17 protein-coding genes are annotated in these 14,885 nt (G+C 39.8%); 15 read left to right on the top strand and 2 right to left on the bottom strand.

Annotated elements, in window-relative coordinates:
- The first annotated feature begins 68 nt into the window (after nucleotides 1-68).
- The 10 genes from PGH07_RS08770 to PGH07_RS08725 all read left to right on the top strand — a co-directional run bounded on the left by PGH07_RS08770 (nucleotide 69) and on the right by PGH07_RS08725 (nucleotide 7,979).
- Entirely contained in the window at nucleotides 69-494 is a 426-nt protein-coding gene (locus tag PGH07_RS08770) for a hypothetical protein (RefSeq protein WP_289414062.1), read from the top strand.
- Nucleotides 478-1,146 carry a 16S rRNA (uracil(1498)-N(3))-methyltransferase gene (locus PGH07_RS08765; protein WP_289414061.1) on the top strand — a complete coding sequence of 223 codons (669 nt, stop codon included), beginning with the start codon at nucleotides 478-480 and terminating at the stop codon, nucleotides 1,144-1,146. Before PGH07_RS08770 ends, PGH07_RS08765 begins: the two co-directional genes overlap by 17 nt.
- Before the next feature lie 387 nt (nucleotides 1,147-1,533).
- Complete coding sequence (locus PGH07_RS08760; RefSeq protein ID WP_289414060.1) at nucleotides 1,534-2,274, top strand: DUF4395 domain-containing protein; 741 nt, start codon at nucleotides 1,534-1,536, stop codon at nucleotides 2,272-2,274.
- A gap of 244 nt (nucleotides 2,275-2,518) precedes the next feature.
- A complete protein-coding gene (rpmE, locus tag PGH07_RS08755) occupies nucleotides 2,519-2,719 on the top strand; it encodes a 50S ribosomal protein L31 (protein WP_289414059.1) in 201 nt (66 codons plus the stop codon).
- 60 nt (nucleotides 2,720-2,779) lie between these two features.
- On the top strand, nucleotides 2,780-3,592 hold the full coding sequence (gene rsmI / locus PGH07_RS08750; RefSeq protein WP_289414058.1) for a 16S rRNA (cytidine(1402)-2'-O)-methyltransferase: 813 nt from the start codon (nucleotides 2,780-2,782) through the stop codon (nucleotides 3,590-3,592).
- Nucleotides 3,593-3,620: 28 nt separating this feature from the next.
- Entirely contained in the window at nucleotides 3,621-4,307 is a 687-nt protein-coding gene (gene rlmB, locus PGH07_RS08745; RefSeq protein ID WP_289414057.1) for a 23S rRNA (guanosine(2251)-2'-O)-methyltransferase RlmB, read from the top strand.
- On the top strand, nucleotides 4,294-4,947 hold the full coding sequence (locus PGH07_RS08740; RefSeq protein WP_289414056.1) for a hypothetical protein: 654 nt from the start codon (nucleotides 4,294-4,296) through the stop codon (nucleotides 4,945-4,947). The genes rlmB and PGH07_RS08740 overlap by 14 nt, the downstream gene beginning before the upstream one ends.
- A 53-nt stretch (nucleotides 4,948-5,000) precedes the next feature.
- Nucleotides 5,001-6,215 (top strand): aminotransferase class I/II-fold pyridoxal phosphate-dependent enzyme, encoded by a 1,215-nt coding sequence (locus PGH07_RS08735; protein WP_289414055.1) that lies wholly within the window; start codon nucleotides 5,001-5,003, stop codon nucleotides 6,213-6,215.
- A 1-nt stretch (nucleotide 6,216) separates the two neighbouring features.
- Nucleotides 6,217-7,482, top strand: a complete 1,266-nt coding sequence (locus PGH07_RS08730) for a homoserine dehydrogenase (protein WP_289414053.1) — start codon at nucleotides 6,217-6,219, stop codon at nucleotides 7,480-7,482.
- The gene (locus PGH07_RS08725) at nucleotides 7,482-7,979 is read left to right on the top strand and encodes a YajQ family cyclic di-GMP-binding protein (RefSeq protein WP_289414052.1); all 498 of its coding nucleotides are present in this window, start codon (nucleotides 7,482-7,484) and stop codon (nucleotides 7,977-7,979) included. Before PGH07_RS08730 ends, PGH07_RS08725 begins: the two co-directional genes overlap by 1 nt.
- A gap of 306 nt (nucleotides 7,980-8,285) precedes the next feature.
- Here PGH07_RS08725 and PGH07_RS08720 read toward each other — a convergent pair whose 3' ends face one another.
- Nucleotides 8,286-8,642, bottom strand: coding sequence for a hypothetical protein (locus PGH07_RS08720; protein ID WP_289414051.1), 357 nt, complete (start codon nucleotides 8,640-8,642; stop codon nucleotides 8,286-8,288).
- A 157-nt stretch (nucleotides 8,643-8,799) separates the two neighbouring features.
- Nucleotides 8,800-9,054, bottom strand: a complete 255-nt coding sequence (locus PGH07_RS08715) for a hypothetical protein (protein WP_289414050.1) — start codon at nucleotides 9,052-9,054, stop codon at nucleotides 8,800-8,802.
- A gap of 111 nt (nucleotides 9,055-9,165) precedes the next feature.
- Here PGH07_RS08715 and PGH07_RS08710 point away from each other — a divergent pair, with 111 nt between their 5' ends.
- The 5 genes from PGH07_RS08710 (at nucleotide 9,166) to trxA (ending at nucleotide 14,835) form a co-directional block, all read left to right on the top strand.
- Nucleotides 9,166-11,283, top strand: a complete 2,118-nt coding sequence (locus tag PGH07_RS08710) for a molybdopterin oxidoreductase family protein (RefSeq protein WP_289414049.1) — start codon at nucleotides 9,166-9,168, stop codon at nucleotides 11,281-11,283.
- A gap of 136 nt (nucleotides 11,284-11,419) precedes the next feature.
- Nucleotides 11,420-13,042, top strand: coding sequence for a YcaO-like family protein (locus PGH07_RS08705; protein WP_289414048.1), 1,623 nt, complete (start codon nucleotides 11,420-11,422; stop codon nucleotides 13,040-13,042).
- Between the two features lie 90 nt (nucleotides 13,043-13,132).
- The gene (locus PGH07_RS08700; protein WP_434481309.1) at nucleotides 13,133-13,465 is read left to right on the top strand and encodes a YraN family protein; all 333 of its coding nucleotides are present in this window, start codon (nucleotides 13,133-13,135) and stop codon (nucleotides 13,463-13,465) included.
- Nucleotides 13,466-13,581: 116 nt separating this feature from the next.
- The gene (locus PGH07_RS08695) at nucleotides 13,582-14,370 is read left to right on the top strand and encodes a phytanoyl-CoA dioxygenase family protein (protein WP_289414046.1); all 789 of its coding nucleotides are present in this window, start codon (nucleotides 13,582-13,584) and stop codon (nucleotides 14,368-14,370) included.
- Between the two features lie 147 nt (nucleotides 14,371-14,517).
- On the top strand, nucleotides 14,518-14,835 hold the full coding sequence (trxA, locus tag PGH07_RS08690; protein ID WP_289414045.1) for a thioredoxin: 318 nt from the start codon (nucleotides 14,518-14,520) through the stop codon (nucleotides 14,833-14,835).
- Nucleotides 14,836-14,885: the final 50 nt, after the last annotated feature.

Genomic DNA, 14,885 nt, shown 5'->3' with positions numbered 1-14,885 from the left:
TTCTTATATTAGTTATGGGGATTATAACAAATTAGAGTATAATTCCGATTATTATAGAAGGACATTTGATGATTGAAACGATTTTATTGACACATAGTATATTGATCTATATGTTTTTAGGATTTTTGGTTGGAGGACTTTTTATGCCGATGATGACTACCAAAAATCCGCAGGTACTTAAAAAAATCAGTATGATCTATACCTTTATCTTTCAAGCGATTATTACGATGATCGCCTTTGCGGGACTTGTGGCATTTGTCGTGGGAGAATATTCTATGAATATGGCTATTGTACTGATGATCGTGATCTGGGCAGTAATGATGTACATTGAGATACGTAAACATAAACTAGTGAAAGTCGCTAATCTGGGAAACCCTACAACGTATAAACTGATAAGAGGACTATTTATCAAGATTGGTTTTGTTCAGATTTTGCTGGTAGCTGTGATGGTTGTATTGATGGTGTTAAGGGTGAAGGGTGTTATATCTTTATAATACTTTAGCAGGACAGCCTTCCTTGATATTGGAAGGAGATGATCATCGATATATTTTTAAGGTACGTCGCCATAAGGTAGATGATATCCTTTATCTGCGTAACTTAGAAGACGGTTTGATCCACCGCTATTTGATCACACAGATGGATAAACGTAACGCTACACTCATTCTTCAAGAGAGTAAAATACTCGAAGTAAAAGCAAAGCATGATCTTCATATAGGATGGTGTATGATCGATCCTAAGAGTGTAGAGAAAGTACTCCCGTCACTCAATGAGATGGGGGTGGCAAAGATCACTTTTATCTATTGTGACCGTTCGCAAAAAAGTTTCAAACCTGATTTTAAACGTTGGGAAAAGATACTGCTGAACTCTTCCCAACAGTCAGGGCGAAGCGAGATGATGCAGTTTGATATTTCTGAGAATCTAAAAGCATTTATTGCTGAAAATCCTCAAAGTTATCTTTTGAACTTTTCAGAACATACTCTCTCATCCGGAATGACTATTGATACGATAGTGATCGGTTGCGAAGGTGGATTGACCGAGAAAGAAGTGGCACTTTTTGCACAGGAGAGAGTGGTAGGATTTGATACACCGCTGGTGCTTAAAAGTGAAAGTGCGGCATGTGCAGTAGCTTCAAAAATACTACTCTAAATTCTGCAAACACATTGAAATTATTTTAATGTATATACGTAACATCTGATAAAACTTATTCCGCCAATTGAAAACATGGAGTGTGATTTCACCTCACATTATGCAGTGACTACCTTGATGCAATCCTTGAAAAATACTTCATTAAGTGTTAGATGCATCTAACAGGCAAACCCTGTTTCTTACATTTTTTTTTTGATTTAAACTTGATATAATGCATCCCATAGAATTTTTGATCAGGAAAGAGCTTAGGCATTTTTTCATTTTGTTTTTAAAATAAGTAAAAACAAACAATCCTGAGTAGATATCCTCTCTAAAGTATCTGCTTAGCCTTACTCATAGTCTCAAGAAATGATCGAAAATACATTAATAGTGATAAAAGGAAAATTTTTGAACTTACAAAGTTTTTTATGGGAATATGGAGCAAAAGTCCCTGGATATGATATCAGGGTTATTAATGAAAGAGAAGCAAGAGCTGCAGCAGGAATACTTGGAATGCTGGGGATGATTGTCATCTTTGTCGGTATAGGATTTAACCACATTATAGTAGCAAGAGTCTATCTGGCATTTTTATTTATTGATTTTACGGCAAGAATTATAAGTCCGAACTATTCTCCCTCTTTGCTTTTGGGAAAATTTATTGTACAAAATCAAAAGCCTGAGTATGTAGGCGGATTACAAAAACGCTTTGCATGGACACTGGGCTGGCTTATCTCCATTCCTATGGTCTGGTGGTTTGTTATACACTGGGATATTACTTTTTACAAAGTTCTAATCTGTGTACTTTGTCTTGTACTTACATTTTTAGAAAGTGCTTTTTCCATATGTGTGGGCTGTATGATATACAAAGTTCTCACTAGAGTGGATCCGGTACATTGTCCGGGAGGTGCATGCGAAATACGTATCAAAGAGCCTATTCAAATGTTTAATCCGGTACAAAAAATGATTACTGCCTTAACTATGATCGGGCTTGTAGTAGGAACGTACTTCTTTATCGCGTATTCCGAGCCAAAAACATTCTTCGGAGAGTTCCTTCATGAAGCGGTGTTGACAAATGCACAACTTGAAAAACAGAAGGAAGAAGCGTACCAAAGAGAGATAGAAAATGAATTTGGAGATGATGACGAGTAGGTCTTGATACAGGTAAAACATGTATGGACGGGCAGAGTCCTGAGACAGATTGATATTTGGATAATCCATATCAATCTGTTTTATAATTTTTTAAAATTATTTAGATATAATTTCGCCCTAAAGTTGTCTCACCTCTTGAGTGTTGCAGCGACCCCTATCGGACTGAAGATAGCGGAAGAGCCATCGTGCTAGAACAGGTTAGTTGCCTGTCACATTTTAAAATTATTATTTAAAAGGTAACACAATGAGAAAAGATATTCACCCAGATTACAAAGCATGTGAAGTAACATGTGCATGTGGTAACAAATTTGAGATCAAATCAGATAAAGAAACAATGAGTATCGATATCTGTAATGAGTGTCACCCATTCTTCACAGGTTCTGAGAAGATCGTGGATGCTACAGGTAGAGTTGAGAAGTTTAAGAAGAAATTCAACCTTCAGTAAACCCTCTTCGGATTCCCCTATTTACGATGGGAATCCGAAATTCTGTTCATTTAACCTACCATGTTAACTTTCATACCAACCCCCATCGGAAACCCCCAAGACATTACCATTAGAGCTATGAAGCTTTTTGAAGAAGCTGAACTTTTTTTATGTGAAGATACCAGAGAAACTAAAAAACTTTTAAGACTTCTTGAAGAGCGTTTTGACATGGTTTATCCTGATGCAGATTTTGTCTCTTTTAATGAGCATAACGGCCACGAACGTCTCGAAGAGTACGGAAAAATACTGGAAAGTAAAAATGTAGTGTATGTCAGTGATGCAGGTATGCCTATCATCTCAGATCCGGGTCAGATACTTGTAGAGTATTGTCAAGAAAACGGTCTTAAGTATGATGTGCTTCCGGGTGCTAGCGCCGTGACTACGGCATATGCGGCATCAGGTTTTTCAGAAGGAAAGTTTCTTTTTTATGCTTTTTTACCACATAAAGGTAAAGAGCGGGCGATTGCATTGGCTGAAGCAATGAAAAATGGTTTTAATACTGTACTCTATGAGTCACCTCACAGGCTTGAAAAGCTTTTGGAGGAAGTGGTTGCAGCGGATGAAAACAGAGAGCTCTTTTTAGCCAAAGAACTCAGTAAAAAGTATCAACGTTACTATCGCGGCAGTGCAAAAGAGTTAAGCGAACAGTTAAAAAACGAGACAATACGGGGTGAGTGGGTCGTAGTAATCAGTGCAAAAAAATGTGTCGAAAAAAGTCTCTCTTTTTCTGAGGTTTTAGCACTGGATCTTCCCCCAAAGCCCAAGGCGAAATTACTCTCTATGTTAAGTGACAAGAGTGTAAAAGAATGGTATCAAGAACTGATAAACACTTAAACAGCAAAAAAAAGGTAAAATCACGCACATGATCATTTATGGAAAACAAGTCTGTTTTTATGCGCTGGAGCATAAAGAAGAAGAGATTCAAACTGTCTATATTGCTAAGAAAGGGATCCTTCCTCAGCCTTTGTTTCACAAGTATCACGATAAGATCAAGTTTTTAGAACCAAAGTGGGCGCAAGCGATGGCCAAAGGCGGCAATCACCAGGGAATTCTGGTGGAGATGACACCTTTTGAGCAAACAAGTTTTGCAAAGATCAAACAAAGTGATTTTATCGTGGTACTTGATGGGCTTACAGATGTTGGAAATATCGGTGCGATTGTAAGAAGTGCTTATGCCTTGGGAGTAGATGCGATTATTGCTTCAGGTGTCAACCAGCTTAACTTTGCAGCCATTGCACGAACGAGTGCAGGTGCATTGCTTGATATGCCTTTTATGATCAGTGACAATATTTTGGACAATATCAACGAGCTTAAGCAAGTGGGATACCGTTTCTACGGAGCATCGATGGATGGTGAGGCCGTACAGGGGTGTAGCTTTGCACCCAAGAGAGTTCTGGTAATGGGAAGTGAAGATAAAGGGCTTTCAAAAAAGGTTCTTTCAAAGATAGATACAACAGTATCTATCACGATGCAGCATGCTTTTGATTCACTGAATGTGAGTGCAGCAGCCGCTATATTAATACACAGGATGGTATATGCAGTTAAGTGACATTCTTGAAGAACATAGCCTCAAAAATATCAGTAAAAAAACGAATATCTCTGAAGATATGATCGAGTATCTTGTAGAGAGAAAGTTTGAAAAACTTGAAAGAGTAAAAGCTATAGGCTTCATCACTATCATTGAACGTGAGTACAAGGCAGATCTAGATGCATTGAGAAGTGAAGCACAGGCCTACTACGCTGAGCATGATAATAGCGATCGCGGTATCATTGTGACAGGGAACTTGCTTGGAGAAAAAAGAGGAAAGTCAAAGTGGCTGTTCTTTATTGTGTTGATATTATTGGCATATGCATCCTGGTATTTTGTCACACAGTATGATAAATCACATTTGAATACACTTCAACTGTTCAAAGAAGAGACTGAAGAACAAACAAGCGGAATGGAGAATACTTCCGACAATGATTTAGATATTATTCACACGATTAAACAAAAGTGGAACGATATTGTCAGCAATGCCCAAAAAGAAGCTACAGTGACAGATACAGAGATTAAGATCGAACAGCAGGAAGTTTCAGAAGCTGCAGTAGAGGTGATCGAGCCGGTTGAAGTTGAAGAAGCAAAACCGGAAGAGACAAATGTGGCCCGGGTTGCTGAAGAGGAACAGGGTTTAGGGATAGAGACGAAATAATTTTTCTAACAAAAGTAAAGTATAAAGAAAATATTAAATATTAGAGAGTAGAAATGTTTGACGAAATTCAATTTGAAAAGATAAATCAACTGCCAAAGTATGTCTTTGCAGCGATCGATGAGCTTAAAGCGCAAGCAAAAGAAGAAGGTAGAGATGTTGTAGATTTTTCTATGGGGAACCCTGATCAGGATACCCCGCCGCAGATCGTAGAGTCTTTGATAGAACATGTACGTACAGCAGGAACACATGGATATAGTGCAGGAAGCGGAAAAGGTCTTTTGGCACTAAGAGAAGCGATCTGTAACTGGTATAAAAGAAAATATGATGTTGACCTTGACCCGGAACGTGAAGCAGTAGCGACAATGGGTAGTAAAGACGGGTTTTTCCATATGGTTCAGGCAGTGACAAATCCTGGAGATATCGCTTTAGTACCTGATCCTACTTACCCGATCCATGCTTATGCATTCAGTATCAACGGTGCGAAACCTATCGGTATTAAAATACCTTTCAATGAAGAGAACTATGAAGTAGACGAGGCTAAATATCTTGAATTGATCGAATCAACAATCGATCTTCAACACGCACCGGTAAAGTATGTACTTGTGAATTTCCCGCACAACCCTAGTACAGCTACAGTGACGCTTGATTTTTATGAGAAATTAGTGGCTCTTGCTAAGAAGAAGCGTTTTTATGTAATTTCTGATATTGCGTATGCTGATATCGCATTTGACGGTTATAAATCACCGTCTATCCTTCAGGTAGAGGGAGCAAAAGATGTTGCAGTAGAAGCTTATACTCTTTCAAAATCATATAATATGGCTGGATGGAGAGTTGGTTTCCTTGTTGGTAACAAAAGCTTGGTAGGAGCACTTCAGAAGCTAAAAAGCTGGATTGATTACGGTATGTTTACACCGGTACAATTGGCTGCAGCTGATACACTGAACAAATACTATGCAATCGCTGATGAAGAGACGGCACCACGTTATCAAAGAAGAAGAGACTACCTGGTCAAAGCGTTCAATGAAGCAGGATGGAATATCGGTACGCCAAATGCAAGTATGTTCATCTGGGCACGTATTCCTGATCAATGTATGCATATGGGTTCACTCAAGTTCTCAGAAGAGCTTATCAAAAAAGCAGATATGGCAGTGAGCCCTGGTATCGCATTCGGTGATGATTCACATGTGCGTATTGCACTGATCGCTGATGAAGATCGTATCCAGCAAGCTGCAGATAAGTTGAAAGTATTTTTAGAGGAAATGAAGTAATATGGTTAAAATCGGGATTCTCGGAGTAGGGACAGTCGGTCAAAGCGTTGCAAATATCTTGGAGTCAAATGCTGACATCCTTGAAGCTAGAGCAGGCAAAAAGATCGTAGCAAAGTCTGGTGTAGTTAAGAACCTCTCTAAAAAAAGAGATGTCAACATCACCCTCTCTGACAATCCACTCGATGTAATTGACGATCCTGAGATCGATATCGTTGTAGAGCTTATGGGTGGTATAGAAGAACCCTATGAACTGGTCAAAAGAGCACTCAAAAACGGTAAGGCGGTAGTGACTGCTAATAAAGCATTGCTTGCGTATCATAGATATGAACTTCAAGAACTTGCCGGTGATCTCCCACTAATGTATGAAGCAAGTACAGCCGGTGGTATCCCTATCATTGGTGCATTGCGTAACGGGCTTGCAGCCAATCATATCGAATCAATCCAGGGGATCATGAACGGTACATGTAACTATATGCTTACCAAAATGATCAAAGAGGGTGCCAAGTATGATGAGATCCTCAAAGAAGCTCAAGAGCTTGGATATGCTGAAGCGGACCCGACTTTTGATGTAGGCGGATTCGATGCCGCACATAAACTACTTATACTCTCTTCTATCGCCTATGGTATCGATGCGAAACCTGAAGATATCGTGATAGAGGGTATCGAGAATATTACTCAAACTGATGTTGAATTTGCCAAAGAGTTCGGTTATGAGATCAAACTTTTGGGAATTGCCAAAAGAGCAGATAACGGCGTTGAACTACGTGTACATGCTACGATGATCCCTCAAGAATCTATGATCGCTAAAGTAGACGGGGTAATGAATGCCGTGACTGTAGTGGGAGACAGAGTAGGGGAGACGATGTTCTATGGTCCGGGTGCAGGTGGTGATGCAACGGCTTCAGCAGTGATTGCGGATATCGTTGATATCGTACGTGGAAACCAAGGACCGATGCTTGGATATAAAAAAGGTCTTGAGTCCGGTTTGAAACTGTTGCCAAAAGAAGAGATACGGTCGCACTACTATCTTCGTATGAGCGTGGATGATAAAAAAGGAGTCCTTGCTGAAGTGACACAGCTTCTAAGCAACCTTGATATCTCTATAGAGGCAATGATGCAAAATCCTGACAGTGATCATGATGCATGTGTGGAATTACTTTTTATCACACATGAGTGCCAAGAGAAGATGATACAAGAAGCGATCATAGCGCTTGAAAAACTTGATGTAATTCATGGAAAAGTTGCGATGATAAGGATAGAACAGTAATGGCAAAAGATCACTATTTTGATATCAGCGCGAAGCTGGATATGATGGAAATGAAGAATGCTGTCGTGATGGCAGAAAAAGAGGTAGCGACGCGTTTTGACTTCAAAGGGGTCAAAGCAGAGATCGATCTTAACGAAAAAGCAAAGACTTTATCACTTAGCTCTTCTTCAGATAGTAAGATCGATGCACTCAAAGATATCCTTATCTCAAAGTTGATCAAAAGAGATATCGCAGGTAAGTCTCTTGAAGAGGTAAAGACGGAAGGGATCAGCGGAGGCAATACCAAGGTGATCTACCGTATCGTTGATACGATCGATAAAGATGAAGCCAAAAAGATCGTCAAAGCGATCAAAGACAGCAAACTTAAAGTGACGCCTTCTATTCAGGGTGATGAAGTACGTGTCAGTGGTAAAAAGATCGATGATCTTCAAGCGGTCATGAAGGTAGTCAGAGAGCTTGATCTCAAAGCACCGCTTACTTTCGGAAATTTCAAATAACCCTTTCTTCTCATTCCCGACTTGCGCCCCAAGGGCATCGGGAATCTAATCTTTTAACTATTTAGATTTGTTCTTCTGTCACGTAGTATTGGGTGAGCAGTGATGAAAGCGTGCATATTTTGCGAAGCAAACACGCTGTCGTCACGTCCGCTCACTTGCGAAGTGACGCTTTTTTGCCTACTTTTTACTAAAAAAAATAGAGAAAGAATGAATAACCTTGATTAAATGTTCATTTTCTTTTTTTGTTGCATCGACAAAAAAAGAGAAACGAACCAAAAGAAAAAAAAGTGTAAACGGCTAACGCTATTAAAATATGTCATGAGATTTTTTTCTTTTTTTATATAAGATATTTCCGAAAATAACACCCAATAAAACTAAAGTAGCTGAACCATATAGTGCCATTACATAAGGTTTGCCTTGTTCTTTAATAATTGCCGATCCGATATCTGGCTCTATTAGTGTGTCATAGGCAAAGTAAAAAAATATAGCTGTTAACGGTATTGCAAGAATGTTAATCCATTTTGTCCACCGTAATAAGATTACTAATACTATGCCTACAATCGTACCAGATAACCATAAACCTTCTTGACTTGGTATTTTATCTGATACTTCGGCATAAGTATTGCATGAAATAATTAGAAGTGTAAGTATAAATTTTTTCATTTTTCCCCTCTTTATATATCTGCTAAATTATAGTTATGATAGAACTAGAAGTCAAGAATAATAAAGTATAGTAAGAAATATAATAATTTGTAAGGTGTTAGGAGAAAGTAAGAGTAGAAAAAATTTCTACTCTTTGCATGGCAAATCAGTAAACCGATTAACTACAGTGTCCGCCACCGCAGCATCCGCCACCGTGTGAGTGAGTTTGTGGTTTCATTTCTACCATGATCTTGAAGTTGTCACCGTCTTCTACTGCTGTAAATAGATGTTTTTGACAGAACTTTTGGTTCATGTGATTCTCCATAAGTTTTGCCTGCATTAAGGCATCATCTCTTGACTCAAAACTTTTGTTGTTTTCAAATGCACTTCTTTGGAAACATCCGCATTCTTTTTCTACGTTAATAGTAAACATTTTTTATCCTTTTGATATAATATTTTTCTTGAACGTAGCTTACGATACTTTACCTTAAGTATAAATAAGATAAAAATAGTCCTATATTAAAAAGTGTAAGAAGGTAGCCCTATGACTAAAAAATTTGACGGTGAAAAGCAGGACATAGAGAGCGTATGTACCTATTGTGGTGTTGGATGTGACATCACAGCACAGGTAGAGAACAACAAGATCGTGAAGATCTATGCACAAAAAGACGGTGTGGTTTCACAAGGAAAGCTTTGTATCAAAGGAAAGTACGGGTATGACTTTGTCGATTCAAAAAATCGTATCAGAGAGCCTCGTATCAAGAAGAGCTTTTTGGAAAAAAACCCGACATTGGCTCAGAAGTATGCAGGCAAACTCAGCGAATTCAGTGCAGAGTATATGACCTGTGATGTGGATACGGCTACCAGTATCGCAGCAGAAAAACTTCAGGAGGTCAAAGAGACATTCGGTGGAGACAGTTTCTGTGCGATCGGTGGTGCAAGAACCTCGTGTGAATCCGCTTACAGTTTCCAGAAGTTCTGCCGTGAGACGATGGAGTCTCCGCACGTAGACAATTGTGCAAGAGTCTGTCACTCACCATCACTCAAAGGGATGAGAACAACGATCGGTGAGGGGGCTGCAACAAACCCGTATAATGATATCTATGAAACAGAATTCATGGTAGTGATCGGTTCCAATACCATGGAAGCACACCCTATCATTGCAAATCGTATCATCGATATGGCAAGAACCCATAACAATCTTGCCGTCATTGATGTACGTGAGACCAAACTGGCAAAACTTGCGAAACACAACTGTATCATCCCTTATGAAACGAACCTGTTGGTACTCAATATGATGGCGCATGTGATCATCAATGAAGAGCTTTATGATGAAAGTTTTATCGCTAACCGTACCAAAGGTTTTGATGAGTTCAAAGAAAAGATACTGAACGATCCGTATGCCAATCCAAAATTCATGGAAAAGATCGAAGGGTATGAGTATCTGGCAAAGATGATCCCGAATATTGCCAGAGAGTATGCGGTCAAGAAGTCAATGATCTTCTGGGGCCTTGGTATCACTGAGCATCTGGATGGATCGTATGCGGTCATGGCAATCACACACCTGGCATTGATGACCGGCAATGTCGGAAAGACAGGTGCAGGGCTTATGCCGCTTCGTGGACAGAACAACGTCCAGGGTGCATGTGATATGGGATGTCTGCCTTACTTTGCACCAGATTATCAGCAGCCAAAAGTAGAGGGTCTTATGACACCGCAACTTGTTGATGCGATGCTGGATGGGAAGATCAAAGCGCTGCTGAATATGGGTGAGGATATCACACATATCCATCCAAATCTCAACAAGATAGACAAAGCGATCGAACAGCTTGAGTTCTTGATGGTACAAGAGCTCTTTATGACAGATATCGCGCAGCGTGCAGATATCGTGATCGGTGTAAGAAGTGCGTATGAGAAGACCGGTGTCTATGTCAATGCGATGAGAAGACTGCATCTTTCACAGCCATTAGTGAAGTCTGATCTTCCTGATGACTGGGAAGTACTGACGGAGATGGCGAAAAAGCTTGGAGACGGTGAGAACTTTGACTTTAAAACCAGTGAAGATGTCTGGAATGAGGTTAGAAAAGTGGCACCAAGACGTTTCTCAGGAGCGGACTACTATAGATTGGAGCGTCACAGAAAACGCGGTATGCAATGGCCGATCTATCATGAAGATACACCGGTACTTCACCTTCTTGACTTCCGTACCGAGGATGGACTTGGAAAGTATGTCTATAAGCAGTATCAGCTTCGAGGAATGGTTCAATCCATTTTGGAGAAAACTTTCTTTGATGACTCATTGAACGGTTTCTACCTGACTACCGGACGTACTTTGGCACACTATAACAATGCTGCACAGACTAAGCAGACCGAGAGTCTCTATAGCAAACATAGTGAAGATGTGGTTCTGGCTTCTGTAGAAGATGAAGGAAAGTTTGGTGATAAGATTATCCTTAAAAGTGAGTATGGTGAGAGTGAAGCACTTACAGTCAAATATACGGACAAAGTGAAGCCAAAAACACTCTTTTGTACCTTCCACCATGCTAAAAGCCGTATCAATGCCGTGTTTGGAGATGAGTCAGATGAGTTGATCCTTACTGCTCGTTTCAAGTCGGTAAAAGTGGATATCCTTCCTGTGGGTGATGAGATCGCCTGCGGGTAATCGGATAGAGATGGATACACAGCCTTGAAGCTTTAAGCTTCGGGTTAATGTCGGTAATCGACTGACTTCTCTGTTACGGTTAAGTGACAGATATTTGGCTATACTGCGCCAAGAAAATCCAATTCAAAGAATATTTATGAACCTTTTGTCAAAGACCGCCCCGGTGGAAACCTCGATCGAAAAAATGAAAGCTGCCCTCAAAGATGCAGGAAGCGAACCTTGTTTTTCTCAGGAAAAAAACCCGCTTAAACACTGTTTCTCTGTTAACCTTGCTTCTGTTGAGGCACCGCGGCATATTTATTCCAACGGGAAAGGGATCAATTCGCTGGCATCGATGGCAAGTGCCCTTGGCGAGTATATCGAACGGCTGCAGACCAATACTTTTTTTAACGACTTTTATCTTCCGGAGCGCAAAATCTATCCGGATGAAGTTGCTTTTGAATTTGGCGGAAAGTATCTTAATGATTCGTTGCATAAATTCTATGATCCTGACGGTGAAGTATGTATGGAAGACCTGCTAGACTTTAACAGTGACCATGATTCAAAGATTGTCGCTTTACCTTTTATACAGCCCTCTACCAATGAAAAAGTCTATTTCCCACTTAATATCCTGAACAATCTTTATGTCAGCAACGGTCTTGCAACAGGTAATACACCACAGGAAGCTCAGGTACAGGCACTCAGTGAAATATTTGAACGTCATGCAAAGCTGGAGATCATTAAAAACGGTTACGCACTTCCCTCTTTCCCGGATGATGTATTAGCTTCTTTTGAAAGGGTGTATGGCGATGTGATAAAGCTTCGAGAACTTGGTTATAGAGTTGAAGTACTCGATGCATCACTGGGAGGAGAGTTCCCTGTGACAGCTATTTCGTTGATCAATCCAAAAAATGCTTCGTTGTTCGTATCCTTTGGTGCGCATCCGATACTTGAGGTCTCTCTTGAAAGAACGATGACAGAACTGATGCAGGGGCGTGGATTGGATGATCTTGATGCCTTTGAAAAACCGACTTTTGATATGAGCCTTGTATCGAGCAGTTTTAATCTTGAGTCGCACTACATCGATTCGACCGGGAAGCTTGGATTTGGTTTTTTAAGTACGGATAAAAGTTTTGATTATGCACCATGGGTTTACCAGGGAGAAGGAACGGAAGATGAACTTCGTTATCTGAAAGGTCTTTTGGATACATTAGGCAAGGAGATGTATCTAAGAGAGTATGATTATCTTGGATTTTATTCCTGTCAGGTAATTGTCCCGGGCTTTTCCGAGGTCTACCCTGTTGAAGACCTTGTTTACAATAATAAAAATACAGGAAAACAGATCAGAGACATGATACTTCATTTTGATCAGTACGATCCCGAAGATATCCTTGATGCTGTTGAACCCCTGGATGATTCGATCAATGTAGAAGCCTATATCGGAGTGATCTTCGAACACAGTTTCACGATGGCTGATCTCAAGGCACAGCTTTATCTTTTGGTAGATGAGAGAGAAAATGCACTGATGCTTTTGGAAATGGGTTCTCATCCTGTCGGTCGCATCGTTGCAGAGTTGATCAGGATGGAAGAAGCACAGTTGCCGTTTGAAGCTTACGAAGAGGCATTCAATATGCTTTATCTGCCTGAAGATGTACAAAAAGCACGGCGTGTTCTGGCACTGGAAGAATTGATGATCGATACGACTCTGCATGTAGATTATCTGCGTATGCTTGAATTATACGACAGGCTCACGGAAAAGAAATCCAAGATTTTAGGATAGAAGATGTCAAAATGACATTTTTTGTTTTTCCTGTAGCTTGTTATGACATAATAGTGTATCTCAAGTGCAAGGATGTAGAGAATGCAGGAAATGAGCAGAAAGATCGGGGATAAAAGTGCAGAGTTGGCTACCGGATTTCTGGAAAGAAACGGGTTTGTGATCGTAGAGCGAAACTACTATGCGAGCAAGCTTGGAGAGATCGATATCATAGCTACGAAAGAAAGTGTTCTCCATTTCATCGAGGTCAAAAGCAGTTATGGTGATTTTGACCCTGTTGATAATATTACTCCATCCAAACTCAAAAAAGTGATCAACTCCGCATACTATTATCTTAAAACCAAAGGGTTGGCATCAACTTTTTGTATCGATGCCCTTTTGATACGTAAGGATGAAGTAGAGCTGATAGAGAATATAACGCTATAAAATTCTGCTATAATTTTTATAAATTTATGTACAACTGGTTGTACGAGCCGTCTGCTCAGGACAGTTGTGTACACAGGGGCTTTGCTTCTGTACAAATCAGTATAAAAAGGCAATCGATGAAACTAACTGAAGCGCAACTTGCACAGTTTCAAAATGACGGTTTTATCATTTTAAGAGATTTTGCCGACCCGGCACAGTGTGAAGCGATCCTGGATGTAGCCAAAGCACACCTCAAACACCGTATCGAGCCGATCGAAACAGAGACAGGGTATGATATAAAGAGCAAAGAGTATCGTACCGATGTAGCAGACTATACCAGTTTGCCGACAGAACAAGAAAAAACCGTTCGAAGACTTAGACAGGTCTATAGCAGAGATATACTTTTTAAAAAATGGATGGAGAACGAGAAGATTCGCCCTATCTTAGAGCAGATACTGGATGACCAGGTGGTGATCACTACTGCACATCATAACTCCATCATGACAAAAATGCCGCATCGCAGTACACAAACCAGATGGCATCAGGACAGACGCTATTGGCGTTACAGTGATAATAATCTTGTTAGTATCTGGTTAGCATTGGATAGTGAGTATAATGACAATGGAGTACTAGAGTTTATCCCCGGTTCACATCGTATGAAATTTGAAGCAGACCAGTTTGATGAAAAAGAATACTTTAGAGAAGATTGTGAGAAGAATATCCCTTTAATAGAAACGAAAGTTTCTACGACACTCAAAAGGGGTGATGTGATTATCTTTCATTCACTCTTACTTCACCGTGCCAACAAAAATGAAACAGATACACCTAAAATAGCTTTTGTTTATACGGTAAAAGGGGCAAAGACCAAGGCGTTAGAAGGTTCACGTTCGGCAGAATTTTCTGAAATTCCTTTGCCGTTTATCTAAGCATAAGTTAAATAGGAGTAGAATACTCTTATTTACAGAGATAAATAAATAAAAAACTAAATATAATGAAGAATATAAGCCGTGCATATTGATAATTCAATTAATTAGGTTATAATAACTTCATTAAATTTCAAAAAAGGAATGAACATGGGTAAATATGTAGAATTGACATCTGAAAACTTTGATGCGACAGTAGCTGAAGGTGTAACAATGGTAGACTTCTGGGCTCCATGGTGTGGACCTTGTAGAATGATCGCTCCTGTTATTGAAGAACTTGCTGAAGATTTTGAGGGTAAAGCAACTATCGCGAAAGTAAATACTGATGAAGAGCAAGAACTTGCTGTAAAATATGGAATCAGATCAATTCCTGCTATCCTTTTCTTCAAAAACGGTGAAGTGGTAGATCAAATGGTTGGTGCTGCAAGCAAAGATGCATTTGCTGAAAAAATCAACGCACAACTATAATTTATAGTCATATCCTGAGTCTGCATCAAAGCAGACTCTCTTATTAAACC

Source organism: Sulfurovum zhangzhouensis (assembly GCF_030347965.1).
Lineage (GTDB): Bacteria > Campylobacterota > Campylobacteria > Campylobacterales > Sulfurovaceae > Sulfurovum > Sulfurovum zhangzhouensis.
This window is presented reverse-complemented; position numbering and strand designations above follow the sequence as displayed.

Excerpts from the sequence above, each read along its gene's own strand:
- rpmE (WP_289414059.1), top strand. The coding sequence starts at position 2,519 with ATGAGAAAAGATATTCACCCAGATTACAAAGCATGTGAAGTAACATGT.
- PGH07_RS08710 (WP_289414049.1), top strand. The coding sequence starts at position 9,166 with ATGACTAAAAAATTTGACGGTGAAAAGCAGGACATAGAGAGCGTATGT.
- rsmI (WP_289414058.1), top strand. The coding sequence starts at position 2,780 with ATGTTAACTTTCATACCAACCCCCATCGGAAACCCCCAAGACATTACC.
- PGH07_RS08725 (WP_289414052.1), top strand. The coding sequence starts at position 7,482 with ATGGCAAAAGATCACTATTTTGATATCAGCGCGAAGCTGGATATGATG.
- PGH07_RS08770 (WP_289414062.1), top strand. The coding sequence starts at position 69 with ATGATTGAAACGATTTTATTGACACATAGTATATTGATCTATATGTTT.
- PGH07_RS08720 (WP_289414051.1), bottom strand. The coding sequence starts at position 8,642 with ATGAAAAAATTTATACTTACACTTCTAATTATTTCATGCAATACTTAT.
- PGH07_RS08730 (WP_289414053.1), top strand. The coding sequence starts at position 6,217 with ATGGTTAAAATCGGGATTCTCGGAGTAGGGACAGTCGGTCAAAGCGTT.
- PGH07_RS08715 (WP_289414050.1), bottom strand. The coding sequence starts at position 9,054 with ATGTTTACTATTAACGTAGAAAAAGAATGCGGATGTTTCCAAAGAAGT.
- PGH07_RS08700 (WP_434481309.1), top strand. The coding sequence starts at position 13,133 with ATGAGCAGAAAGATCGGGGATAAAAGTGCAGAGTTGGCTACCGGATTT.
- PGH07_RS08705 (WP_289414048.1), top strand. The coding sequence starts at position 11,420 with ATGAACCTTTTGTCAAAGACCGCCCCGGTGGAAACCTCGATCGAAAAA.
- PGH07_RS08740 (WP_289414056.1), top strand. The coding sequence starts at position 4,294 with ATGCAGTTAAGTGACATTCTTGAAGAACATAGCCTCAAAAATATCAGT.
- PGH07_RS08695 (WP_289414046.1), top strand. The coding sequence starts at position 13,582 with ATGAAACTAACTGAAGCGCAACTTGCACAGTTTCAAAATGACGGTTTT.
- trxA (WP_289414045.1), top strand. The coding sequence starts at position 14,518 with ATGGGTAAATATGTAGAATTGACATCTGAAAACTTTGATGCGACAGTA.
- PGH07_RS08735 (WP_289414055.1), top strand. The coding sequence starts at position 5,001 with ATGTTTGACGAAATTCAATTTGAAAAGATAAATCAACTGCCAAAGTAT.
- rlmB (WP_289414057.1), top strand. The coding sequence starts at position 3,621 with ATGATCATTTATGGAAAACAAGTCTGTTTTTATGCGCTGGAGCATAAA.